Here is a 24286-nt window from a genome sequence, read left to right as displayed (position 1 = left end):
GACCGGCTGCTGACGCGGCCGCTTCGACCCATCGCCCTTCCCGCCGGACGCGGGGAGGGCCCGCCTCCCTGAAACAGCGGACGACAGATGGATCTCGCCCTACAGCTTCTCTTTACCGGAATCGGGATCGGCTCGGTCTATGCGCTGGTGGCGCTCGGCTTCGTGCTGATCTTCCGCGCCACGAACGTCGTCAACTTCGCCCAGGGCGAGTTCTCGATGGTCGCCGCCTTCCTGATGGTGGTGTTCTCCGTCAAGATCGGGCTGCCCTATTGGGTCGCCTTCATCGCCGCGCTCATTTGCATGGGAGCGCTCGGCGCGGTGTTCAATCTCGCGGTGTATTATCCGCTGCGGCACCGCACCTATCTGCCAGTGATCATCTCGACGATCGGTGCCTCGATCTTCATGGCCAATACGACGCTGGCGATCCACGGGCCGGAGCCGGAGGTGCTGTCGGGCTGGTTCGACTCGCCGGGCTTCATGCTCGGGCCGGTCTATCTCGACAACCAGTACGTCCTGATCATCGTCGTCACCGCTTTGCTGGTGGCGCTGCAATACTGGTTCTTCGAGCACACGCTGCTCGGCAAGAAGCTGCAGGCGACCTCGCAGGACAAGGAAATGGCCTCGCTGCTGGGCATTCCCGTCGCGATCATGATCATGATCACCTTCGTCTATTCGGCGGTGATCGGCGGTATCGCGGGTATTCTGGTGGCGCCAGTGCTGTTCGTCTCGATCGGCATGGGCGCGACGATCGCGCTGAAGGCCTTCGCCGCGACGATCATCGGCGGCTTCGGCGACGTCACCGGGGCAATCATTGGCGGGCTCGCGCTCGGCGTCATCGAGACCTTCGGGGCGGCCTACATCTCGGTGCCCTACAAGGACGGCTTCGCCTTTCTCGTGCTGATCGCTTTCCTGATCTTCCGGCCGCAAGGCATCTTCGGCGAGCGGGTGGCGGAAAAGGCATGAGCACGACCGCAACCACCGAGGCTGCCGCTGTCGTACGCCCAAGCATCCGCTGGGGCCTGCCGGCCTATATCGTGCTTGTAGCGCTGGCGATCGCGTTTGCGCTCGTCGTGCCGAAGACCGGCTATGTCCTGAACATCTCGCTGCAGGCGACGACCTACGCCATCGCCGTGCTCGGCCTGACGATCGTGCTCGGGCTGTGCGGACAGATCAATCTGGCGCAGGCCGCCTTCTTCGGGCTTGGCGCCTATGCCGTCGGCATCGGGCAGACCGAATACGGCGTCAATTTCTGGGTCTGCCTGCTGCTGGGCTCCTGCATGGCGGCCGGCTTCGGCGCGCTGCTCGGGGCCTCGACGCTGAGGCTCGGCGGGCATTACCTCGCCATGGTGACGATCTCGTTCCAGCAGATCGTCACGCTCGTCCTGATCAACTGGATTCCGGTGACCAAGGGGCCGGACGGCGTGCGCGCCATTCCGCGCCCCGGTTTCCTGGCCGACGGCTCGGCCTATCTCGCCTTCTGCATCTTCATGCTCGCGGTGCTCGGCTTCCTCGTCTGGAAGCTGCGCGACACGCGGCTCGGCCGCGCCATGCGGGCGGTGCGCGACAACGAGCTGGCGGCAGGTGTCGCCGGCATCGACGTCTACCGCACCAAGGTCACGGCCTTTGCGCTTTCGGCGGTGCTTGGTGGCGTTGGCGGCGCGCTGTTTGCGGGCGGCTTTTCCTATGTCAGCCCGGACCAGTTCTCCTTTGCGGAATCGGTCGTGTTCCTGACGATGGTGCTGCTCGGCGGGGTCGCCTCGCCGATCGGGGCCGCCATCGGCACCGGGTTGCTGATCCTCATCCCCGAGTGGCTGCGCTTCCTGAAGAGCATTCCGGGGCTGTATCTCGCCATCTACGGCGCGGCGGTGATCCTGATCGTGCTGTTCATGCCGGACGGCATCTGGGGTTTTGTGCGCCACCAGTTCGACCGCTTCAAACGTGCCGTCGTTTCGACCGTCTCCGGTGACGCTCTCAAACTGTCCGGGGGCGGAAGCGGAGCCGAGACGGTGATGGAGGTGCGGGGCCTCTCGAAGCATTTCGGCGGCCTGAAAGCCGTCGACGAGGTCGATCTCACGATCAGGCGCGGTGGCGTCCACGCGCTGATCGGGCCCAAYGGCTCCGGCAAGACGACGACGCTGAACGTGCTCTCCGGGCTCTACAGGGCCACGTCCGGAACCATCAAGATCGACGGCAAGGATGTCACGAACCTGCCGCCCCATGCGCGCACGGCGGCGGGGCTCGGACGTACCTTCCAGAACATCCGGCTTTGGCGCTCCATGACGGCGCTGGAGAACGTGATGGTCGGGGCAGAGCGGCCGGGCAGTCCGGTGGGCGGCGATCAGGGCGCAACGCTTACCCGCTCGCGCGCCGCGCTCGCCTTCGTCGGGCTGGAGGACCGTGCCGACGAAGTCGTGGCGAACTTCTCCTACGGCCATCAGCGCGCCGTCGAGATCGCGCGGGCGCTCGCGGGCGATCCGGCCTTGCTGCTGCTGGATGAGCCCGGCGCTGGCCTCAACTCCTCCGAGAAGGTCGAGCTGCGCGACCTGCTCAAACGCATCTCGGCACGCGGGCTCACCATCCTGATCATCGATCACGACATGACGCTCGTCACCGAGGTGGCGCAGCACATCACCGTGCTGAATTTTGGCCGTCGCATCGCCGACGGACAGGCGGCCGACGTGCTGAAGCATCCGGACGTGATCGCGGCCTATCTTGGAACGGCTCCCGATGTCGCTGCTTGAGCTCAAATCCCTTGTTGTCCGCTATGGCGAGGTCGAGGCCGTCGACGGTGTCTCGCTGACGGTCGAGGCCGGCGAGGTGGTGACGCTGCTTGGCTCCAACGGCGCCGGCAAGTCGACGACGCTGCGCGCGATTTCGGGGCTGGCGAAGCCGACCTCGGGTGACATTCTGTTCGACGGTCAATCGATCGCTGGCCTGAAGCCCGAGGACATCGTCAAGCGCGGGATCGCCCATGTGCCGGAGGGGCGGCGCGTCTTTCCGGGGCTGAGCGTGCGCGAAAACATCATGCTCGGCGCTTCGAACCGCAAAGGCCTGGCGATTTCACAGATCAGGCGTGAGGCCGACGAGACGTTCGATCTGTTTCCCGACATTCGGCGCTTTGCCGATGCGCTGGGCTGGACGCTGTCGGGCGGCCAGCAGCAGATGGTGGCCGTCGCGCGCGGGCTGATGGCGAAGCCGCGTATCCTGCTTCTGGATGAGCCCTCGCTGGGCTTGGCTCCGGTGATCGTGCAGGCCGTGTTTGCGATCATCGCCGAGATCAGGCGGCGCGGCACCACTGTGCTCCTGGTCGAGCAGAACGCGCGGATGGGACTTTCGGTGGCCGATCGCGGCTATGTGCTGGAGACGGGCAAGCTCGTGCTCTCCGGTACGCCGGAACAGCTCTGGTCGAACGAAGAGATCCGGGCGGCTTATCTCGGCGGACGGACTGCGGCAGCGTAAACAGGTGCTTCGCGCGATCGCGGTGGCGCGGGCCTTCCCTGTGGCGTGTGTCGCTTGCCGCTTTCGGGGGCGCTTATCACAGCGCCCGCCGCGACTGCCGGCCCAACCCTCAGCCGCGTGCGTGCAACGACAAATGGCCGTCGATCAGCGTGGCTAGGATCGCCGGCTGTTCTGCCGGTGGGATATGACCGCAGCCTTCGATGAGGCTGAAGCGAGCCCCCGGAATGCGTAAGGCCATGGCCTCGACCAGTTCCGGTGGTGTCGACTGGTCGCTGTCGCCGCAAACGACGAGCGTCGGGGCGGCGATGGCTCCCGTGGTGGCGGTCAGGTCGGCCTGGCTCAACGCCTCGCAGGTCGCGATATAGCCGGCGGCGGGCTGGCAAAGCAGCAGATTGCGCCAGCCCGCCAGTTCGGCAGGTTTCTCGCGATGGAAGGCCGGCGTAAACCAGCGCTCCATCACGGCGTCGGCGATGGCGGAGAGGCCGTTGGCGCGCACGGCGTCGATCCGGGCAGTCCAGCTCTCAGTCGTGCCGACCTTCGGCGCCGTGTCGGCGAGCACCAGCGCGGACAGCCGCTCGGGATAACGAACCGCGAGATCCTGCCCGATCAACCCGCCGATCGAGAGACCGACGAGGGAGAAGCGGGATAGGCCGAGGGTGTCGGCCAGCGCGATGAGATCGTCGGTGAAATCCGCGATGCGGTAGGGCCCAGGCGGCACCTCCGACAGGCCGTGGCCACGCTTGTCGTAACAGATCACCCGCCAGGAGCTCGCGAGCCGCGCCGCGACCTCGTCCCAGATGCGGAAATCGGTCCCGAGAGAGTTCGCGAGGATGACCGGCGGCGCGTCCCGCGGACCTGTCTCCCGCCAGTGAACGATACCGCTGCCGATGCGTGCGAAGGCCATGGACTATCCTCGAAACGTCGTGTGGTTGCGAATATCGCCTGCCGGCCCGCTCATGTTAAGTCGCAATCGACATCTCCCTCATAACCCGATGGTTATCGCCAGCATGCCCCAGCGGACGGCCCCTCTGGATCGGCGGATCAAGCTGCGGCACCTGATCTGCTTTCTCGAAGTCGCGCGGCTGAAAAGCGTCGTGAAGGCCGCCGCGCATCTCGGCATGAGCCAGCCGGCGGCGACCAAGACCGTGCACGAGCTGGAAGCGGTGCTCGGCGTGCCGTTGTTCGAGGACCGGCGTCGCTCGATGATCCTGAGCGACCATGGCGAAGTTTTCCTGCGTTATGCCGGCGCCAGCGTCACCGCGCTGAAGCAGGGCGTCGGCATGGTGGGGCGCGGCAGCGCGGATGGCGAGATCGCCTTTACCGTGGGGGCGCTGCCGACCGTGTCGGCGCGGGTGCTGCCGACGGCACTGGCGCGCGTAAGCGCCCGCTACGGCACGATGCGGCCGCGCGTCGTGACGGGACCCAATGAGGTGCTGATGTCGCAGCTGCGGCTCGGCGATGTCGATCTCGTCATCGGGCGCATGGCCGATCCCGAGACGATGCGCGGTTTTTCGTTCGAGCATCTGTACTCCGAGCATATCGGGCTGGTGGTGCGGCCGGGCCACCCTCTGCTGCAAGAGCCCCTGTTCGATCTGGCGGCCATTGCCCGGTTCCAGCTGCTGCTGCCGCCGCCGGGCTCGGTGATCAGCTCCACCGTGGAGCGCTATCTGATCGCTCATGCGATCGAACCGGATGCGGGGGTGATCGAGACCGTTTCGGACGCTTTCGCGCGCAATTATCTCCTGCTCAGCGATGCGGTCTGGTTCATTTCGGAAGGCGTTGTCGCGGAAGAGGTCGAGAAGGGGCTTCTCGCGCTCTTGCCGGCCGACACCGCCGATACGCTGGGGCCCGTCGGGCTGACCACGCGGATCGATACCATTCTGCCGCCACCCGCCCAGTCTCTCGTCGCCGAGCTGCGCGCGCTCGCGGCCGACCGATCTGCGCCGCTTCCCCGCGTGCCGTGACCGATGTGGAACCGGGCTCGTCGGCAAGAATTGTCAGCAGCGGCAGGACCGTTCGTCATGGTTGGTACGCTCGGCCTTGCCCACTCGCCAGCCCGTCTTATATCGGCAGCCATGACCATGCCCGCGCCTTCGCTTCCAGGCCCCAGTTTCAGCTTTCCCGGGGTGCTGAATTCCAAGCAGCTGCTTGTGGCCGAAGCGGTGCAGGCGCGCGCCTGGACCGTGCTGGAGGATGAAATCCGCCTCGGTCTCGAAACCGAAACGGATGCGAAGGCCCGGCTGGGGCGGGTCGTCGTCAGACTGATCGCCGACAAATGCGATTCGGTTTCCGACCTGACGACGGCCGTGGTCGCTTCCTTTCGCGAAACCCGGCCTGCGACCCGCGCAGCGCGTTGAAGGTCGCTGCCGTAAATTTGGTGGTTCTCGCTAAACTCCCGGTCTTGCAGGGTTGAACGCGCTAAAATCGCGTCCCGCTTAGGCGCATTTTGGCTCGTGCTGCCGGGCCGATCCGTGCATCATCGTGACACTGGGGAGTCTGGGCTTCAACGATGACACATGATCCGCGCCTGCCGTTTCTGGCCGAGCTGGAAAAGAAGATCCTCTGGCTGGCCTCGTGGACGATCCACCATGCCAACCATCTGCGCGACAATGGCGACGGCATGAAGGTCGGCGGGCACCAGGCCTCGTCCGCCTCTCTCGCGACCATCATGACCGCGCTCTATATGGCGGCGCTGAAACCGCAGGACCGCGTGGCCGTCAAGCCGCACGCCTCGCCGATCTTTCACGCGATCAACTATCTGATGGGGCTCCAGACGCGCGAGAAGCTGGAGAATTTCCGGGGGTACAAGGGCGCGCAGAGCTACCCGTCCCGCACGAAAGACATCGACGACGTCGATTTCTCCACCGGCTCGGTCGGACTTGGCGTTGCGCAGACGCTGTTCTCTTCGCTGACGCAAGATTACGTCCGGGCGCATGGCTGGGGATTGGGTCGGCCGGAGGGCCGCATGGTCTCGCTGATCGGCGATGCCGAACTCGACGAGGGCAATATCTTCGAGGCCCTGATGGAGGGCTGGAAGCATGGCTTGCGCAACACCTGGTGGGTGATCGACTATAATCGCCAGTCTCTCGACGCGGTGATCCGCGAGGGGCTCTACGACCGCTTCGAGACGATGTTCCGCAATTTCGGCTGGGATGTCGTGACGCTGAAATACGGCTCCCTTCAGCAGGCCGCCTTCAAGGAGACCGGCGGCGAACGGTTGAAGGCCTGGATCGATTCCTGCCCGAACCAGCTCTATTCGGCGCTGACCTTCCAGGGCGGCGCGGCGTGGCGCAAGCGGCTGATGGACGACCTCGGCGACCAGGGCTCGGTGACGCAGCTGATCGAGAAGCGCTCCGACACCGAGCTATCCGCCCTGATGTGCAATCTCGGCGGCCACGACCTGCCGTCGATCCTCGAGGCCTTCGAGAGCATCGACCATGACCGCCCGGTCTGCTTCCTGGCCTATACCGTCAAAGGCTTCGGCCTGCCGCTGGCCGGGCACAAGGACAACCACGCCGGGCTGATGACGAAGGAACAGCTCGACGGCTTCCGCAAGGCCTGCAACGTTCGGCCGGGCCATGAATGGGATGTGTTCGAGGGGTTGAACCTGCCCGAGAGCGAGCTGCGGGGCTTCCTCGAAAAGGTGCCGTTCTTTGCCCAGGGGCGGCGGCGCCTGTCCGCGCCGAAGCTGCCGGTGCCGGCGAAACTGGAGGCCGGCATCCAGCCGGTGATGTCCACGCAGATGGGCTTCGGCAAGGTGCTGGACGATCTCGCCAAGACCGGCGGGCCGCTGGCCGACCGGATCGTGACGACGGCGCCCGACGTCACCGTCTCGACCAATCTCGGCCCTTGGGTGAACCGGCGCGGTCTTTTCGCCAAAGCCGACATGGCCGACACGTTCAAGGACGAGCGCATCCCGTCGATGCAGAAATGGGAATTCTCGCCCAAGGGGCAGCATGTCGAACTCGGCATCGCCGAGATGAACCTGTTCATCAACCTGTCGGCGCTGGGCCTGTCGCATTCGATCTTCGGCGAGCGGCTGATCCCGATCGGGACGCTCTACGACCCGTTCATCTCGCGGGGGCTCGATGCGCTGAACTATGCCTGCTACCAGGATGCGCGCTTCATGGTCGTGGCGACGCCATCGGGTGTGACGCTGGCCCCGGAAGGCGGCGCGCATCAGTCGATCGCGACGCCGTTGATTGGCATGAGCCAGGACGGGCTCTGCGCTTTCGAGCCGGCGTTTGTCGACGAACTCGCGGTGATGATGCGCTGGTCGTTCGACTACATGCAGAAGGACGGTGAGGGCGATCTCGACGAGCGCGGCTCGGGCGAGAAGCGGGGCTCAGGCGAGAAGACTTGGTTGCGCGACGAAACCGGCGGGTCGGTCTATCTGCGGCTCTCTACCCGGCAGGTCGAGCAGCCGAGCCGGGCGATGACGCCGGAACTGGCGCAGGAGATCATCGACGGTGCCTATTGGCTGCGCAAGCCCGGGCCGAACTGCTCGGTCGTCGTGGCTTATTCCGGCGCGGTGGCGCCGGAGGCGATCGAGGCTGTCGGGCTTCTGGCCGAGGACCGGCGCGATGTCGGCCTGCTCGCGATTACCTCGGCCGACCGGCTCAACGCCGGGTGGCAGGCGGCGGAACGGGCGCGCCAACGCGGCGATCGTCAGGCCACGAGCCATGTCGAGCGGCTGCTCGGCGACCTGTCACGCGATTGCGGGATTGTCTCGGTGCTGGACGGCCACCCCGCGACCCTGGCCTGGCTCGGCAGTGTCCATGGCCACAAGCAAAGGGCGCTCGGCGTCGAGCATTTCGGCCAGACCGGCACGGTCGCCGACCTCTATCGCCATTTCGGCATCGACGCGAACGCGATCGTGCACGCCGCCAACTCGGCCGCGCCGGGCAGGCCGGTGCGCTATCTCAAGGCGCTGCCGGCCTGAAAAGACTGGCTTTGCCGGTTCGTTAGAAAGGGAAGCCCGGGTCGGTTGCGACCCGGCGTCGGTTCGCTCAGTAGCGCGGGGTCGAGAAGCTGTCGGAGAATGGGTTCGATCCAGCCCCGATGCGGCCCGGAAGCGTGCCCTCGCCGAAGCGTTCGCCCATGCTGTAATAGACTGGCGACGCATAGGCCTGCTGCGTCGCGTACCGGTTCAGCGAGCCGACCGGCACCACATTGCCGGGATCGAGATAGCTGCGTTTCTGCACGGTGATGCGCAGCGGTCCGCGCCGGTTCTGCGCTTCGGCTACGGCCGCCACGGCGGTCGAGCCCGCGAGGGCAATCGTGATGATGGCTGCAAGGCGCTTGAACGATGTCATGGCGGGGTCTCCGGAAGGCGGACGCATGTCTCGACCTTCCAACGCATGAAGGCGGCCGAAAGATACCCCGTCGCTGTTAACAACTTCGTTAGGTGCTTGCCCCAGCCCGTTGGGCCTTGCGGCCACGCGGCTTGGCTGCTTTTTCTCGGGCGATCGGCAGGGCCCTGGACGCCTCGGCTGTCGCGGTTTTTATCTTGAGGGCCGGTGCCGGCGCTTCGGCGTCAAGCCAGGAGGCCTTTCGCCCTGCGGCCGAGAGGTGCGCGCGCTCGCACGCCGCGTTGCGTCGCAATTCGCTGGCGGCAAAGGCAGCACGCAAGGCCTGGTCGCCGGCTGCGTTGATCAGGTCGAGGCGTTCGACGAGGCAAGTGAGCTGTCGGCGGTCGCTGGGCTTGCCGGCCGCGCACCACCAGCCGCGCAAGGCGAATGTATCGATGCCGCCAGCGGAGCGGAAGGCGACGCAGCCACGGCTCTCGGTGCCGTCGCTCAAAACGACATCGGCGGTCTCCAACGGACCGAACCGGGTCTCGATCGTGACAGGAAGGCTGCTGCGCGTCGTCGATAACGCCATCGCGGCGGCTTCCCGGGCTATGGCGACCGTGAAGGGAGCGGCGTTGGCGCCGTCGAGCCGCCCTGTTCGCACGGCAAGCGCCAGATGCGGCGTGGCCTGCGCGAAGCCGCCGAAGCTCAGCAGGTCTTCGCGCGCACCCGAGCCGCTGCGCGCCGCATAGGCAGGAGCCGCGCGGGCGAATTCCGGCGCGTCGAGATTGAACATGGCGATCGGTTTGACGATGGGTGCCCACTGGATCGGGCCCGTCGTGGCCTGTCGATCCGCCGGCCCCCCAGTGCGGGCGGCGTCCTGGACCGTGAGCGCGGCCAGCTGGGTCTGGTCCTCGTCCTTGGCGGAAAGGCCGGTGACGAGCGCCGCCGTCATGCCGATGCCGGCAAGAGCAGCCGCACCGCGCCAGAGCAGGGCACCGGTCAGGCCGAGCCCATGGCGCGGAACGAGCCGGCGCAGGCCGCGCCAGATGCTCCGCGAGAGCCATTCGACGGTATCGACGCTGGCGATCAGGGCTGTGACCACATCGATCCGGCGTGCGCGGTCGATGGCCGGCCGGATGACGCGCCACGCGGCTTCGACACGCGGCGTTCCCCATTGTCGCGCGCTGACCAGGCGGTGCCGTGCCCTATCCGAAAATCGACGCAACCCGTCACTCCCCGCGACGGAGCCGCATTCCTCGTCGCATGGGGGAAAGGTTGCCGGGTTAAGTCTCGCCCGGAGGTTACCGCGCGGCTTCAAACGCGGGTCAGCGTGAATGGCGCGTCAAGAAGCAGGGTTAACCTGAAAAGGCGCAGAAGGCCGCCGATTGACTTTTCGGGCGTGGAGGTGTTCTCACAGATCTGCGGCGCCCGGTGCGCTGCGCCCTGCGAAGTCATCAGCCCTTCGGGATCGGTTCCGTGATTATCCGTCCGACGACGAAACCCACGACCAAAACGACGTCCGGGAAAGCCGGCACGTCGCGCTGACGCTTCGCCTCGGTTCCGGGTCCATCTCCCCCCGGCGGGGGCAGATTGCCGAGCCAGTCCGTATGCGGGCCGGTTCGGCTCCCCAAGGGAGATCCGAACCGAACCACCGCAAAGGACCCGTTTCATGAGCTTCAAGGTCGCGATCGTCGGAGCCACCGGCAATGTGGGCCGCGAGATGCTGGACATTCTCGCCGAACGTGCTTTCCCCGTCAGCGAGGTGGTGGCGCTGGCCTCGACCCGTTCGATCGGCACCGAGGTGTCCTTCGGCGACAGGACGCTGAAGGTGAAGGCGCTCGAGCATCACGACTTCTCCGATACCGACATCTGCCTGATGTCGGCCGGCGGCGACATCTCGAAGGAGTGGTCGCCGAAGATCGGCGCGCAGGGCTGCGTCGTCATCGACAATTCCTCGGCCTGGCGCACGCACCCCGACGTGCCGCTGATCGTGCCGGAGGTGAATGCTGCCGCTGTGGCCGGCTTCAGCAAGATGAACATCATCGCCAACCCGAACTGCTCGACCGCGCAGCTCGTCGTGGCCCTGAAGCCGCTGCATGATCGCTTCGTCGTCAAGCGCGTCGTCGTCTCGACCTACCAATCGGTCTCCGGCGCCGGCAAGGAGGGCATGGACGAGCTCTTCAACCAGACCCGCGCGGTGTTCTCGGCCGGTCAGGTCACCACCAAGAAGTTTCCCAAGCGCATCTCCTTCAACCTCATTCCTCAGATCGACGTCTTCATGGAAGACGGCTTCACCAAGGAAGAGTGGAAGATGATGGTCGAGACCAAGAAGATCCTCGACCCCAAGATCAAGCTGACCGCGACCTGCGTGCGCGTGCCGGTCTTCATCGGCCATTCGGAAAGCGTCAACATCGAGTGCGAGAAGCCGATCACCGCCGCCGAGGCGCGCGAGGTGCTGCGCACGGCACCAGGCATCCTCGTCATCGATAAGCACGAGCCGGGCGGCTACATCACCCCGCATGAGGCGGCCGGCGAGGACGCGACCTATATCTCGCGCATTCGCGAGGACGCCACAGTCGAAAACGGGCTCGCCTTCTGGTGCGTCTCCGACAACCTGCGCAAGGGCGCGGCGCTCAACACGGTCCAGATCGCGGAAGTGCTGGTCAACCGCAAGCTGATCCAGCCGCGCAAGCAGGCGGCCTGAGAATTACCGACCAAAACCGGGCGGGACGAGACATCCGAACCTCGCCCGGTTCTTTTATTTCGTCGGCAGACCATCGCAAGGCGCTGGTGCATGCGCCGCCTGTCCGATTTGCGCAGCGCCGTTGCGAACGAAACGGCTAGGGTGACCGGATCGAGCGGGCCTCCGCTCCAAACGGTTCCTTGCCAAGCTCTTGCCGCCATCCTCACCTCCCGGCCCCACGCCGACGCCGCCTGTCGCCGACCCGTCGCTTCGGCGGGACAATGTCCTGTCCGGCATCGGCATCATGCTGGTGGCGACGGTCTTCCTTTCGGCGGGCGATGCAGCCTCGAAATATCTCGCGAGCAGCGTGCCGGCGCTGCACATCGTCTGGCTGCGCTACATCACCTCGGGCGCACTGCTGCTGGCGATCGTGGCAGCCCAGCGCGGCAAAGTGCCGTTGCGGACGCGGCGCCCCGGGCTGCAACTGCTGCGGGGCGTCGCCGTTATCGGCTCTTCGATCCTCTTCGTTTCGTCGTTGAAATACCTGAAGATGGCCGATGCGACGGCAACGGGCTTCGTCTCCCCGCTCTTCGTCACGGCACTGTCGATTCCCCTTCTGGGAGAGAAGGTCGGCTGGCGGCGCTGGCTTGCGACGTTGGTCGGGCTTGTCGGCGTCCTGGTCGTGGTGCGGCCGGGCAGCAGCGGCTTCCAGCCGGCTTCGCTTCTCCCTGTCCTGGCGGCGCTGATCTGGGCTTTGTCACTCATCGTGACGCGGATGATGAGCGGCACCGAAAATCCGCTGGCGACCGTGACGTTCTCGACCCTCTTCGGCGCGATCGTCTCGACGCTGTTGCTGCCGCTGCACTGGGTCCAGCCCAGTTGGGAGATCGCGCTGGTCGGTCTGTTCATCGGAGCGGTCTCGACCGCCGGGCACTGGCTGGTGATCATCGCATTTCGCCATGCGGGAGCCTCCCTGCTGGCGCCGTTCACTTATATCCAGCTGCTGTGGGCGTCGCTGTTCGGCTTTTTGCTCTTCCAGACATTGCCGGATTGGTGGACCGGGGTCGGTGCCGCAATCATCGCGGCATCGGGTCTCTACACCGCTCATCGCGAACGGATGCGGGCGAGGCTGGTGACGGGCAGGGCCGGCTGAGCCCGTCTCAACCGGCGGGCTTCACGCCGTAATGCGCCAGGAACATCGCGAGCGCCGATTGAACGACGCGCTCGATCTCGGCCTCGCTCGGAGGCGCGCCGATCGCATTGAACAGCCTCGGGCGGGTGAGTGTGGACTGGCAGAGATCGAGAAACTGCACGGCGGCGAGATAGGTATCGTCGATGGCGAGCTTGCCCTCCGCGACCATGCGGTCGAGATAGCCGGCGATCAGTTGCGAGCCGAGCATCGGACCGTTTTCGTAAAACTCGCGGCCCAGATCCGGCATGCGCTCGGCCACGCCGATGACGACGCGATGGGCACTGACGGCGAGATTGCCGTTGATCATCCGGACGATGCAGCGGCCGAAATTGCCGAGCGCCCGCGCAGGGTCGGAATCGTCGTTGAGCGCCGCGATCGCTCCACGCTTCTGGACTTCGCGCTCGCGCTGGATCAGCGCGACGAAAAGATGCTCCTTATCCTCGAAATAGACGTACAAAGTGCCCTTGGAGACATTCGCGGCGGCCGCGATGTCGTTCATGCTGGCGGCATCGAAGCCGCGCGCGGTGAACACCTGCAGTGCCCCATCCAGAATCTGGCGGTGCTTCTCAGGATCCATGCCGGCGATACGGCGATTGCGGGCGCCGGTTTTCACGATTGTTTTGGAATTTGCGTGCATGGTCCAGATCACGGGTGCGACTCCGCGTCGCAGGTCAGGAAAGAATCGAACCAACTGGTTCGATTTGACTTGATATGCGTCAAGACCCGCGCTAATTCAAGCGCAATCGAACCGCCTGGTTCGAATTGAAGCAGGACGCACCATGTCTGCCGATACCGCACCCGAACCGCGCCGTGACCGGCTGAAGCTGGTCGAAGCCAACGAGGCTCAATCCGAGCCGACTGTGGCACGCGAAACTCGCGAGGCTCCGGCCAACGAGACTCAGAAGCCCGAAGCCGATGCCAAGACGGACAAGAAGCAGGGCAAGAGCCCGCTGAAGCGCGGCGCTTTGCTCCTCGTCGCAGCCGCCGTGATCGGCGGCGGGCTGTGGTACGGGCTGGAATGGTGGCGCACCGGGCGCTTCATCGTCTCGACCGACGATGCCTATGTCGGCGCCGAAATGGCGACGGTGTCGGCAAAGCTGGCCGCGAACATCGCGACAGTTTCGGTCGTGCAGAACCAGGAGATCAAGGCCGGGCAGCCGCTGGTGACGCTCGACGACGGCGATTGGCGGATCGCGCTCGACAGTGCGCGCGCCAAGACGGCGACGGCGCTGGCGACGGGCGCGCGCATCGACAGCCAGATCGAGGCCGGTCGTGCCGGGTTGGTCCAGGCCCAGGCGCAACAGACATCGGCCGAGGCTTCGGTCACCCGCGCTGCGGCAGACTATGCGCGCGCCAACAGCCTCGCCGCGAAGTCCTTTGGTTCTCAGGCAACGCTCGACGCAGCGACGGCGGGCCGCGATCAGGCTGTCGCCTCGGTGGCCAGCGCCAAGGCCGGCGTCGCGCAGGCGCAGGCCAACATCAAGGTGCTGGAGGCCCAGCGGCTCGAGGCGGCGCGCCAGGTTGACGAGCTCAAGGTCGCCGAGCAGAAGGCCGAGCGCGATCTCAGCTTCACCAGAATAACGGCGCCGATCGACGGGCTCATTGCCAATACGAACATGCAGCTCGGCGATCTGGTCAGCGCCGGCAAGCGGCTGATGTCGATCGTTCCGCTCGATCAGGTCTATGTCGATGCGAATTTCAAGGAGACGCAGATCGCGCCCCTGAAGATCGGCGACAAGGCGAAGATCACCGTCGATGCGCTGCCGGACCAGGTTTTCCACGGCACCGTCAGTGGCATCGCCGGCGGCACCGGCTCGGTCTTCACCCTCCTGCCGCCCGACAACGCCACCGGCAATTTCACCAAGATCGTGCAACGCGTTCCGGTCCGGCTGACGCTGGACAAGGCCGAGACCGCCCGTCACCTGCTGCGGCCGGGCATGTCGGTCGTCGTGTCGATCGATCCGCGGCCCGAAAATCAACGCTGAAGCGACAGATTGCGTCCCACGGCCCGGCATACGATGCCGGAGTGTGGGGATGGGCCGACATCCCTAGGAAAGGCGGGCCGCCATGGCCACTGCGACCCTGAATCCGGGCGCCGGCGCCCGGCCCGCCGAAGACGCTATTTCGACGAAGCGGATCTTCGCCTTCATCGCGATGGTCTTCGGGATGTTCATGGCGATCCTGGACATCCAGATCGTCTCCGCGTCGCTGGCCGAAATCCAGGCCGGGCTCTCGGCATCATCCGACGAAATCGCCTGGGTCCAGACCGCCTATCTGATCGCGGAAGTGATCATGATTCCGCTGTCCGGCTATCTCAGCCGGGCGCTCTCGACCCGCGTGTTCTTCTCGATCGCGGCAGCCGGCTTCACGGTGTCCAGCGTGCTCTGCGCGCAGGCTTCCTCGATCAACGAAATGATCCTGTGGCGCGCCGTGCAAGGGTTCATCGGCGGCGGCATGATTCCCGGCGTCTTCGCGGCGGCCTTCACGATCTTTCCGCCCTCCAAGCGGCCGATCGTCTCCCCGATCATCGGGCTGGTCGCGACGCTGGCACCGACCATCGGTCCGACGGTCGGCGGCTACCTCAGCAATGCCTTCTCCTGGCACTGGCTGTTTCTCGTCAATGTCGTGCCTGGCATCGGCGTGACGCTCGCAGCCTGGACGCTGATCGACTTCGACAAGCCCGACCACAGCCTGATCAAGCGCTTCGACTGGCTGGGCCTTGCCAGCATGGCGGCCTTTCTCGGCAGCCTTGAATATGTGCTGGAGGAGGGGACGCGGCTCGACTGGTTCGAAAGCCACGAGATCATATTCTTCTCGGTTCTGATGGTGATCGGCGCCGTCATGTTCTTCTGGAGGGCCCTGACGCGGAACGACCCGCTGGTGGACCTCTACGCCTTCAAGGATCGCAACTTCGCCTTCGGCTCGCTGTTCTCGTTTTGCATGGGCATCGGCCTGTATGGGCTGACCTATCTCTATCCCGTCTATCTCGGGCGCATCCGCGGTTACGATGCGCTGATGATCGGCGAGACGATGTTCGTCACCGGGCTGTGCATGTTCCTGACCGCGCCGGTGGCGGGTAAGCTTTCGGCCAAGCTCGACCCGCGCGTGATGATGATGATCGGGTTCAGCGCCTTCGGGATCGGCACCTGGATCGCGTCGCACATCACCTCGGACTGGGACTTCCGCGAATTGCTCCTGCCGCAGGTTCTGCGCGGCTGCGGGCTGATGCTGTGCATGGTGCCTATCAACAACATCGCACTCGGCACGCTGCCGCCGCATCAGCTCAAGAATGCGTCGGGCCTGTACAACCTGACCCGCAATCTCGGCGGCGCGGTCGGGCTGGCGGTCATCAACACGCTTTTGAACACCCGTACCGACCTGCATATCACTCGCCTCCACGCCATGGTTTCAGCCGGGCGGCAGGTGGCGGAGGAGGCGATCGCCAACACCACCCGCAGCTTCGCCGATTTTGGCGATGCGGCGCAGACCATGGCGCTACAGATCATCAGCCAGCGGGCCCATAAGCAGGCACTGATCATGGCGTTCGGCGACGTCTTCCTGGCGCTGACGGCAATCTTCGGAGCGCTGGTCGTCCTGACGCTGTTCCTGCGAAAGCCGCCGGCACCCAAGCCCGGAGCGGCCGGCGGTGGCCATTGAAAATCGCTTTCCGGTCTAAGCCGGCCATCGTCTTTTCAGGCGGATATCCCTGCAAACAGGGGTGCCGCGCGCTCATCGCGGGTCTGTGACATTGACTTTCAGCAAGAGTTTCGACAAATATGGTAGCAATATCAGCAGTTTGGATATTCTCTAAACTGTAGTGCCGGCAAGCCCGGCCCAGTGGAAGGCGTTTGTGATGAGCATCTTGGACGGAAAGGATCGTGACCAGTCGGCAGTGGCGGCGGAGCATATTCCGTGGCCCCAGAAGAGCCCGGCCTCGTGTCCGATCAGCGCGGTCAAATCCCGCCTGCGTACAGCGGGGCTGCGGCCGACGCGTCAGCGCATGGCGCTGGGCTGGCTGCTGTTCGCCAAGGGCGATCGGCATGTCAGCGCCGAGATGCTCTATGAGGAGGCGCTGCGCGCCCGCGAGCCGCTCTCCCTCGCGACCGTCTACAACACGCTGCGGCAATTCTCCGAGGCCGGTCTGCTGCGGCAGGTTTCGGTTTCCGGTCCGAAGACCTTCTTCGACACCAACGTCTCCGAACACCATCATTTCTACAACGAGGATGACGAGACCGTCACCGACATCCCGGGCTCGGCCATCCACGTTTCCGGCCTGCCGGTAGCGCCCGAAGGCATGGAGATCTCCTCGGTCGAGGTCATCGTCCGCCTGCGCCAGGCGGATGGAACGATCGTCGAGAGCAAGCGGATCTCTGGCCACCACGCGTGATACGCTCATCTCATGAGTGGTCTTAAAGGCTGACGGCCGAGACCTTCGACCCGGCCGCAGCGACGACGATCATAAGAAGGCCCGCCATTGGCGGGCCTTCTTATATGCGGGACGATCTGGGCGTGGAGCGCTCAGATGAAGCTGACATCCGCTGCTTCCGGGCCCTTGCGGCCGGCGCGGATGGAGAACCGCACGCGCTGCCCGTCCATCGGCGGCTGGAGACCGCTGCGGCCGAGCGAGGAGATGTGCAGGAACACGTCCGGCCCGCCCTTGTCCGCCGCGATGAAGCCGAAGCCGCGATCCGAGTTGAAGAACTTCACGGCGCCGTCATAGGGGCCGTCCAGAGGACCGCTGTCACGGTCCTGAAAGCCGCCGCCACCGCCGAAGCCGCCGCGATCCCCGCCGCCGAAGCCACCGCGATCGCCACCATAGCCACCGCGGTCGCCACCGCTATAGCCGCCCCGGTTGCTGTCGCGATCTCCGAAGCCACCGCCGCCGAACTGGTCGCGGGGCGGGCGGGGAGCGAAGGAGCGCGGGGCAGGGGCGCTCTGGCTGGCCGTTGACGCATCGATTTCATGGATCGCAACGACCTGGAGGCCGCGACGTCCCTCGCCGAGGTCGGCGACGATGGTCGCGCCCGGCTGCAAGGCCTGCTGGTCGAGCGGGCCGATAGCCGAGACGTGCAAGAACACGTCCGGGGAGCCATCCGAGGGGGATGCGAAGCCGAACCCCTTTTCGGGGTCGAACCATTTGATCTTGGCTTCGATGTTTTCGTGAGTGACGAAAGGCTGGGCAGCGGGTGGACGACGATCGAACATGGAGCTTCAAGAAATGAGTGACCGGAGCGTTCAGCGTAGCTCAAGCCGGGCCCGCCGTCATCGGGGTCACGGTGAAATTATTGCATGGTATTTTCGGGTGTGACAGCCGTTTTGGTCGCGCTGTTCTCAACGGGGTTCACGTCGCTATCGAGCGTCCTTGGCGCATCGATAAGATACAATGACGAGGCAAGACGGCAACGCGTCCTTGCGAAGCTAGAGCTGGCGGCGTCGTACCGAGACAGGCCGCGCAATCCCGGCCCGTCAGCGATTGAGCGAGAGCGACGCACCCGATTTGGTGACCGCGCCGTCGAGCGAACTGCCGGACGAGCGCAGTCGCGCCGCGACCGTGCCGCCCTGCTGATAGAGATAGACCTCGCCGTCGCGATAGTCCCAGGCCGAGACCTTCTGAAGATCGCGGTTGGCGCAGCCCGAAGCGCTGGCGCGGTAAAGGTCCAGTGTCGGCGTGCTCGAGAGAACCACCCGGCAGGTGCCACCGGTGGCCTCCTTGGCTGTCCAGCTCCCGATCATGCCGTCACGGCTCGCGGGGCGGGGCGTGGTGGCGGGCGCCGGGCCCAATCCCGCGACCTGGGTGCCGGCGGCGGGCGGGGGCGCCGAGGTCCCCGGTGCAGGGCTGATCTGCCCGGCAAGAGGCGGTGCGGACTGGCCCTGAGGCATGCCGGGGTTCGGGCTGAAATACGGGTCCTGCGGCGGCGGAAGTCCGCCACTGGCGGTCGCTGGCGGGGCCGCCGGATAACCGCCCGGAGGCGGCAAAGGCTCGGACGTGACGGGCGACGAACTGATCGCCGGAGACGATGGCAAAGGCTGGCTGTAGGATGGAGCGCTTGCGACCGGACCGGTAAAACGCTGAGAACCGGCACAGGCGGTCAGCGCCAGCAAGGGCAGCAATGCGACGGCCTTGGTAAGCCTGACGGTATCGGCGAGCTTCGCGGAGGTCGTCATTATCAGGCGCATTCGATCCCAGCCAATCTGACTTTGCGTCAGCATCATCATTTCATCATGAACGCGGCATGAGCATGCTTTAGCGCAGACCGCCCCGCTTGCGAACCCTCGTCAGGCCAAACGGTTCCGGACGCGCCGTGAAAGAGAAGGACAGGCTGCGACAGCCTCACCATCCTCGTTTCAACAGATTTTGCTGCCTCAGCCGACCTTACGCTTATTTTGCCGGTTTTCGATCAGGTCTTCCACCACGCCGGGGTCGGCGAGCGTCGAGGTGTCACCAAGCGCGCCGAACTCGTCCTCGGCGATCTTGCGCAGGATGCGCCGCATGATCTTGCCAGAGCGGGTCTTGGGCAGGCCGGGCGCGAACTGGACAAGGTCCGGCGAGGCGATCGGGCCGATATCCTTGCGGACCCAGGCGACGAGTTCCTTGCGCAGCGGCTCGGTCGGCTCCTCGCCCGCCATCAGCGTGACATAGGCGTAGATGCCTTGGCCCTTGATGTCGTGCGGGTAGCCGACGACGGCGGCCTCCGAGACCTTGGGGTGGGCGACGAGAGAGGATTCGACCTCGGCCGTCCCCATGCGGTGGCCGGAGACGTTGATGACGTCATCGACGCGGCCGGTGATCCAGTAATAGCCGTCGGCATCGCGGCGGCAGCCATCGCCGGTGAAATACTTGTTCGGATAGGTCGCGAAGTAGGTTTCCTCGAAGCGCTTGTGGTCGCCATAGACCGTGCGCATCTGGCCGGGCCAGCTTTCGGCGATGACGAGATTGCCCTCGGTCGCCCCCTCCAGCACCTTGCCCTCGGCATCGACGATCTGCGGCTCGACGCCGAAGAAGGGGCGGGTGGCGGAGCCGGGCTTCAGCTTGGTCGCACCGGGCAGGGGCGTGATGAGGATGCCGCCCGTTTCGGTCTGCCACCAGGTGTCGACGATCGGGCAGCGGTCGTCGCCGACGACACGGCTGTACCACTCCCAGGCTTCCGGATTGATCGGCTCGCCGACCGAACCGAGCAGGCGCAGCGAGGCGCGGCTGGTCTTCTTCACCGGCTCCTCGCCAGCACCCATCAGCGACCGGATTGCGGTCGGTGCGGTGTAGAAGGTGTTGACCTTGTGCTTGTCGATCACCTCCCAGAACCGGGAAATCGAGGGATAGGTCGGGATGCCCTCGAACATCAGCGTCGTCGCGCCGTTGGCGAGCGGTCCGTAGAGGATATAGCTGTGGCCGGTCACCCAGCCGACATCGGCGGTGCACCAGTAGATGTCGCCGTCATGGTAGTCGAACACGTATTGATGCGTGATCGAGGCATAGACAAGATAGCCGCCGGTGGTGTGCAGCACGCCCTTCGGCTTGCCGGTGGAACCCGAGGTATAGAGGATGAAGAGCGGGTCCTCAGCGTTCATCGGTTCGGGCGGGCAGTCGGCGGAGACCTTGGCGGCCACTTCGTGATACCAGACGTCGCGGCCGTCCTTCATGGCGACATCGCCGCCGGTACGGCGCACGACGATGACGGTGTCCACCTTGGTCTTCTCGGCGGCGGCATCGACATTGGCCTTGAGCGGCACCTTGCGCCCGCCGCGCAGGCCCTCATCGGCGGTGATGACGACGGCCGATTCCGCGCCCTCGATGCGGCCCGACAGCGAATCCGGCGAGAAGCCGCCGAAGACGACGGAGTGGACGGCGCCGATCCGGGCGCAGGCCAGCATCGCATAGGCCGCTTCCGGAATCATCGGCATGTAGATCGTGACGCAGTCGCCCTTTTTGACGCCGTGCGCCTTCAACACGTTGGCGAAGGTGCTGACTTCGGCATGAAGCTGCCGGTAGGTGATGTTCTTGGATTCCGAGGGATCGTCGCCCTCCCAGATGATCGCGACCTGGTCGCCGCGTGTGTCGAGATGGCGATCGATGCAATTATGGGCGACGTTGGTGATGCCGTCCTCGAACCATTTGATCGAGACCGCGCCCGGCGCGAAGCTGGCGTTGCGGACTTTGGTATAGGGCGTGAACCAGTCGATGCGCTTGCCGTGCTCGCCCCAGAAGGCGTCCGGGTCGGCGATCGAGGCAGCATAGAGTTCCTGATACTTGGCGTCGTCCAGATAGGCCTTCCGCGCCCACTCGGCGGGGACGTCGTAGATCTTCTCGGACATGAACGCTTCTCCTCGGCCCTAGACTTTTAGGAGCATGGGCGGCTTGCCGCCGGCTCGGTCTCGTTTTTTAAGTCGCGTCATCGGCAACGCGTTCGAATGGGCCGCATCATAATCTGCGGCGCCCTTGCGGCAAGCAGGCGGGCGCTCGCACTTTGGTGTCACAGACTTTCGGCGGTGCAGCATGGCGGGCGCCAGACCGACCGGCGGACCGTATCTCGGAAGCGGATCGTGATCGCAAGTCATCCCGGGCGACCGAAGGATGACCCGGGATCCATTCCTGAACCTTTCCGGTAAAAGCTCCGGAATGGATCCCGGATCTCCGCTTCGCTGCGTCCGGGACGACCCGCGTTGTCTTCGACGCGTGGAGCGCTACGCCTCAGAGACCGCCCATCTTGCAGACCAGCGCCCATTCCGCGTCCGTCACCGGCTGGACGGAGAGGCGGAAAGAGGTCACCAGCGCCATCTTTTCGAGCCTGGGCTCGGCTTTGACCTGCGCCAGCGTCACCGGCTTCGGCATCGGTTTCACAGCCTTGAAATCCACCAGCACCCAGGGCGGCCCGGCGTCCTCCCAGGGGTAGGCTTCCCGGATGACCTCGACGATGCCGACGACCTCGAGCCCCTCGTTGGAGTGGTAGAAGAGGACCTGCTCGCCCCGCTTCATCGCCATCAGGTTGAGCTTGGCGGTGTGGTTCTTGACGCCGTCCCAATGCGTGCCCTTAGCCCCCGCCGCGACCTGCTGGTCCCAGGACCATTTCGATGGTTCGGATTTGATCAGCCAATGCGCCATCAGGCGTCCCCCTCCTGCAGAGGCGCCGGCGGCTGCGAAGCGGCCTCGCCCTGCTCGTTCCAGAATCGCACCATCTCGCGCGTCAAGGACGCGTAGTCCGTCGGGTCGAGCTCGACCCTGACCTCGGCTTCGCCGAAGGGGAGGATCAGCACGAAGCGATGCGTGCCTTCGGCGCGCCGTTTCCTGTGCTGGATCACCGGCGTCGCGATGCGGCCGGCGAGCGGCACCGGGCCGCTCTCAGCGACGAGTTCGGTGCCCGTGGTCCGTTTCACCTCGGCGATACCGCGTGCGACGCGCTTGCCGATATCCGAGAGATCCCCAGCCATGCAGTTTCTCCTAAGCTTCCGAGCGGATCGGGCGGGCGAGCAAGGCAGCCACTGCCTCGCGCACGCCGATCTCGCCCGCGATGATATCGGCGACGGCCGTGGCGATCGGCATCTCGATGCCTTTGGCCCGTGCCATACGGGCCAGGACCGGAGCGGTGAAGACCCCTTCGGCAAGCTTGCCGCTGGACGCCCCCGCCGATACGCGCCCTTCGCCCAAGGCCAGCCCGTAAGCGAAATTCCGTGAATGAGGCGAGGCGCAGGTCAAAACCACGTCCCCGAGGCCTGACAGACCCATCAGCGTCTCGGGCTCGGCGCCATGCGCTTCGCCGAAGCGGCGCAGCTCGGCAAAGCCGCGTGCCACCAGCGCGGCCCGCGCACTCTCGCCGAAGCCGAGGCCGATCGCGATGCCGGCGGCGATCGCCAGCACGTTCTTCGCGGCGCCACCGATCTCGACGCCGCGAACATCGGCGGCATGATAGATGCGGAAGGCTGCGGAGCTCAGGCTTTCGGCGAGCCCCTGCGCCAGGATTGGGTCCGCAGCCGCCAGCGTCACCGCGGTGGGCAGGCCCCGGCCGATGTCGTCCGCGAAACTCGGCCCGGAGAGGATGGCGGTCGGCACGCCGGACCAGGCGCGGGCGATGATCTGCGTCGCGAACAGGCCGCTTGCCCGTTCGATGCCCTTGGCGGCGGAGATGACCGGAGCGCCTCGCGGAAGGGTAGCGGCCATCGCGAGGCAGGCTTCGCGAAGATTCTGGGTGGGCACCGCGACGATCAATGCGTCGCAGGCGGCGAGGCTCGCGAGATCATCGGTCGCCATGACGGTGTCCGGCAAGGCGATGCCGGGCAGGCGAGGCGCCTGCCGCGTGCTTCGGATCGCCTTGACGGTGGCCCCGTCGCGCGCCCAGAGCCGCACGGTCCGTCCTGCCCGCGACGCGGCCAGCGCGAGCGCCGCGCCATAGGCGCCCGCTCCGACGATGCCGATATCGGCGAAGGCCGGCGGGGTCGTCATCCGGCGGCAGCAGGATCGGTGGCGTGCGGGCCCGGCGCCTCCGGCTTGGCCGAGAGCGTGTCGAGCGGCCAGCGCGGGCGGGCGATGGCGGACATGTCGTCGACGAGACCGAGGCGCAACCGTTCCAGCCCGGCCCAGGCGATCATCGCGCCATTGTCGCCGCAGAGCGCGAGCGGCGGCGCGACCATCGGCAGGCCGGCTTCCGTCGCCAGCCGCGACAGGCCGGCCCGGATCGCCTGATTGGCCGCGACGCCGCCGGCGACGACCAGCGTCGAGGGTGCGATTCCGGCAGCCTTGCAGGCTCGCAAGCCGGCACGCGTGCGATCGACCATCACGTCGACGACGGCGGCCTGGAAAGAAGCGCAGAGATCGGCCACGTCGTTGTCGGACAGTGGCGCGATGCGCTCGGCCACGAGACGCACGGCGGTCTTGAGGCCTGACAGCGAAAAATCCGGGCTCGGCCGGCCCTGCATCGGGCGCGGGAAGTCGAAACGTTCGGGATCGCCCTTCGCCGCCTCGCGTTCGACGGCGGGGCCGCCAGGATAGGGCAAAGCCAGCATCTTGGCGATCTTGTCGAAAGCTTCGCCGACCGCATCGTCGATGGTGCCGCCGAGCTTGAGATAGTCGCCGACGCCGCGCACGGCGAGCAGCTGGGTATGGCCGCCCGACACCAGCAGCAACAGATAGGGAAAGGCGAGGTTGTCGGTGAGGCGGGCCGTCAGGGCGTGGGCTTCGAGATGGTTGATCGCGATGAAGGGCTTTGCCAGCGCCAGCGCGATCGCCTTGCCCGCTGTCAATCCGACCATGACGCCACCGACAAGGCCCGGTCCGGCAGCAGCGGCCACTGCGTCGATCTCGGAAGGCTTGAGGCCGGCCGTCGCGAAAGCGCGCGCGATGATGCGATCGATCGCCTCGACATGGGCGCGTGCCGCGATTTCCGGCACCACGCCGCCATAGGCGGCATGGGCGGCGATCTGGCTCAGAACTTCGTTCGAGAGGATCTTGCTCTCGCCCGAGCGTTCGAGCGAGACGATCGCCGCCGCCGTCTCGTCGCAGGTCGTCTCGATCCCTAATACGCGCATGGTGGCCGGAGCTGTCCTGCTGATGGCGGGCGTGGATAGCGAAACTCGCAAGCCGGCGGTGGTCCCCCAGCAATTCCTCCGTATAGTGCGTGGCAGGCTGGTAGGCCAAGAGCCAGCAGGGCCGCAGGGCAGCCGAGCGGAAAG

General features: G+C 65.8%; 22 protein-coding genes. 11 read left to right on the top strand and 11 right to left on the bottom strand.

The features are described from left to right. Positions 1 to 87 precede the first annotated feature (87 nt). The 3 genes from AC1DR6_RS17865 to AC1DR6_RS17855 are packed head-to-tail and all read left to right on the top strand — an operon-like array spanning position 88 to position 3459. The gene (locus AC1DR6_RS17865; RefSeq protein ID WP_476830600.1) at positions 88 to 963 is read left to right on the top strand and encodes a branched-chain amino acid ABC transporter permease; all 876 of its coding nucleotides are present in this window, start codon (positions 88 to 90) and stop codon (positions 961 to 963) included. Beyond that, positions 960 to 2741 (top strand): branched-chain amino acid ABC transporter ATP-binding protein/permease, encoded by a 1782-nt coding sequence (locus AC1DR6_RS17860; RefSeq protein WP_476830599.1) that lies wholly within the window; start codon positions 960 to 962, stop codon positions 2739 to 2741. The genes AC1DR6_RS17865 and AC1DR6_RS17860 overlap by 4 nt, the downstream gene beginning before the upstream one ends. Continuing rightward, positions 2728 to 3459, top strand: coding sequence for an ABC transporter ATP-binding protein (locus tag AC1DR6_RS17855; RefSeq protein WP_476830598.1), 732 nt, complete (start codon positions 2728 to 2730; stop codon positions 3457 to 3459). Before AC1DR6_RS17860 ends, AC1DR6_RS17855 begins: the two co-directional genes overlap by 14 nt. Before the next feature lie 109 nt (positions 3460 to 3568). On the opposite strand, the gene pcaD is transcribed toward AC1DR6_RS17855, so the two are convergent. Then, a complete protein-coding gene (gene pcaD / locus AC1DR6_RS17850) occupies positions 3569 to 4363 on the bottom strand; it encodes a 3-oxoadipate enol-lactonase (protein ID WP_476830597.1) in 795 nt (264 codons plus the stop codon). A gap of 103 nt (positions 4364 to 4466) precedes the next feature. On the opposite strand from pcaD, the gene pcaQ reads away from it, so the two are divergent. From pcaQ to AC1DR6_RS17835, 3 genes are all read left to right on the top strand, one after another. Further along, positions 4467 to 5423, top strand: a complete 957-nt coding sequence (pcaQ, locus tag AC1DR6_RS17845; protein ID WP_476830596.1) for a pca operon transcription factor PcaQ — start codon at positions 4467 to 4469, stop codon at positions 5421 to 5423. 3 nt (positions 5424 to 5426) lie between these two features. Further along, complete coding sequence (locus AC1DR6_RS17840; RefSeq protein ID WP_476830595.1) at positions 5427 to 5816, top strand: hypothetical protein; 390 nt, start codon at positions 5427 to 5429, stop codon at positions 5814 to 5816. Between the two features lie 152 nt (positions 5817 to 5968). Beyond that, on the top strand, positions 5969 to 8401 hold the full coding sequence (locus AC1DR6_RS17835; protein ID WP_476830594.1) for a transketolase-like TK C-terminal-containing protein: 2433 nt from the start codon (positions 5969 to 5971) through the stop codon (positions 8399 to 8401). Positions 8402 to 8468: 67 nt separating this feature from the next. Here the strand turns inward: AC1DR6_RS17835 and AC1DR6_RS17830 are convergent, their stop codons facing one another. Together AC1DR6_RS17830 and AC1DR6_RS17825 are read right to left on the bottom strand one after the other, a co-directional pair. Continuing rightward, positions 8469 to 8774: a hypothetical protein gene (locus tag AC1DR6_RS17830; RefSeq protein ID WP_476830593.1), complete on the bottom strand. Its 306-nt coding sequence runs from the start codon at positions 8772 to 8774 to the stop codon at positions 8469 to 8471. A gap of 88 nt (positions 8775 to 8862) precedes the next feature. Continuing rightward, a complete protein-coding gene (locus tag AC1DR6_RS17825) occupies positions 8863 to 9978 on the bottom strand; it encodes a hypothetical protein (RefSeq protein ID WP_476830592.1) in 1116 nt (371 codons plus the stop codon). A gap of 444 nt (positions 9979 to 10422) precedes the next feature. On the opposite strand from AC1DR6_RS17825, the gene AC1DR6_RS17820 reads away from it, so the two are divergent. Both AC1DR6_RS17820 and AC1DR6_RS17815 read left to right on the top strand, forming a co-directional pair. Continuing rightward, positions 10423 to 11457 carry an aspartate-semialdehyde dehydrogenase gene (locus AC1DR6_RS17820; protein ID WP_476830591.1) on the top strand — a complete coding sequence of 345 codons (1035 nt, stop codon included), beginning with the start codon at positions 10423 to 10425 and terminating at the stop codon, positions 11455 to 11457. A gap of 190 nt (positions 11458 to 11647) precedes the next feature. After that, a complete protein-coding gene (locus tag AC1DR6_RS17815) occupies positions 11648 to 12589 on the top strand; it encodes a DMT family transporter (protein WP_476830590.1) in 942 nt (313 codons plus the stop codon). A gap of 7 nt (positions 12590 to 12596) precedes the next feature. Here the strand turns inward: AC1DR6_RS17815 and AC1DR6_RS17810 are convergent, their stop codons facing one another. Next, a complete protein-coding gene (locus AC1DR6_RS17810; RefSeq protein ID WP_476830589.1) occupies positions 12597 to 13241 on the bottom strand; it encodes a TetR/AcrR family transcriptional regulator in 645 nt (214 codons plus the stop codon). 166 nt (positions 13242 to 13407) lie between these two features. On the opposite strand from AC1DR6_RS17810, the gene AC1DR6_RS17805 reads away from it, so the two are divergent. The 3 genes from AC1DR6_RS17805 to irrA all read left to right on the top strand — a co-directional run bounded on the left by AC1DR6_RS17805 (position 13408) and on the right by irrA (position 17015). Beyond that, positions 13408 to 14613 carry an HlyD family secretion protein gene (locus AC1DR6_RS17805; protein WP_476830588.1) on the top strand — a complete coding sequence of 402 codons (1206 nt, stop codon included), beginning with the start codon at positions 13408 to 13410 and terminating at the stop codon, positions 14611 to 14613. 82 nt (positions 14614 to 14695) lie between these two features. After that, positions 14696 to 16285 carry a DHA2 family efflux MFS transporter permease subunit gene (locus tag AC1DR6_RS17800; RefSeq protein WP_476830587.1) on the top strand — a complete coding sequence of 530 codons (1590 nt, stop codon included), beginning with the start codon at positions 14696 to 14698 and terminating at the stop codon, positions 16283 to 16285. Positions 16286 to 16481: 196 nt separating this feature from the next. Continuing rightward, positions 16482 to 17015 carry an iron response transcriptional regulator IrrA gene (irrA, locus tag AC1DR6_RS17795; protein ID WP_476830586.1) on the top strand — a complete coding sequence of 178 codons (534 nt, stop codon included), beginning with the start codon at positions 16482 to 16484 and terminating at the stop codon, positions 17013 to 17015. 131 nt (positions 17016 to 17146) lie between these two features. Here the strand turns inward: irrA and AC1DR6_RS17790 are convergent, their stop codons facing one another. From AC1DR6_RS17790 to tsaD, 7 genes are all read right to left on the bottom strand, one after another. Continuing rightward, positions 17147 to 17833 carry a cold-shock protein gene (locus tag AC1DR6_RS17790; protein WP_476830585.1) on the bottom strand — a complete coding sequence of 229 codons (687 nt, stop codon included), beginning with the start codon at positions 17831 to 17833 and terminating at the stop codon, positions 17147 to 17149. A gap of 261 nt (positions 17834 to 18094) precedes the next feature. Then, complete coding sequence (locus AC1DR6_RS17785) at positions 18095 to 18805, bottom strand: AprI/Inh family metalloprotease inhibitor (RefSeq protein WP_476830584.1); 711 nt, start codon at positions 18803 to 18805, stop codon at positions 18095 to 18097. A 186-nt stretch (positions 18806 to 18991) separates the two neighbouring features. After that, positions 18992 to 20938, bottom strand: a complete 1947-nt coding sequence (gene acs, locus AC1DR6_RS17780; RefSeq protein ID WP_476830583.1) for an acetate--CoA ligase — start codon at positions 20936 to 20938, stop codon at positions 18992 to 18994. A 376-nt stretch (positions 20939 to 21314) separates the two neighbouring features. Further along, complete coding sequence (locus tag AC1DR6_RS17775) at positions 21315 to 21725, bottom strand: EVE domain-containing protein (RefSeq protein ID WP_476830582.1); 411 nt, start codon at positions 21723 to 21725, stop codon at positions 21315 to 21317. Then, on the bottom strand, positions 21725 to 22051 hold the full coding sequence (locus AC1DR6_RS17770; protein WP_476830581.1) for a hypothetical protein: 327 nt from the start codon (positions 22049 to 22051) through the stop codon (positions 21725 to 21727). The genes AC1DR6_RS17775 and AC1DR6_RS17770 overlap by 1 nt, the downstream gene beginning before the upstream one ends. A gap of 10 nt (positions 22052 to 22061) precedes the next feature. Next, positions 22062 to 23060 (bottom strand): NAD(P)H-dependent glycerol-3-phosphate dehydrogenase, encoded by a 999-nt coding sequence (locus tag AC1DR6_RS17765; protein WP_476830580.1) that lies wholly within the window; start codon positions 23058 to 23060, stop codon positions 22062 to 22064. Continuing rightward, the gene (tsaD, locus tag AC1DR6_RS17760) at positions 23057 to 24142 is read right to left on the bottom strand and encodes a tRNA (adenosine(37)-N6)-threonylcarbamoyltransferase complex transferase subunit TsaD (RefSeq protein ID WP_476830579.1); all 1086 of its coding nucleotides are present in this window, start codon (positions 24140 to 24142) and stop codon (positions 23057 to 23059) included. Before tsaD ends, AC1DR6_RS17765 begins: the two co-directional genes overlap by 4 nt. Between the last annotated feature and the right edge of the window lie 144 nt (positions 24143 to 24286).

It is taken from the genome of Allobosea sp. P5_A5 (assembly GCF_056400625.1).
Note: the sequence above shows the minus strand (reverse complement) of the source record. Positions and strands in the feature narration are given on the sequence as shown.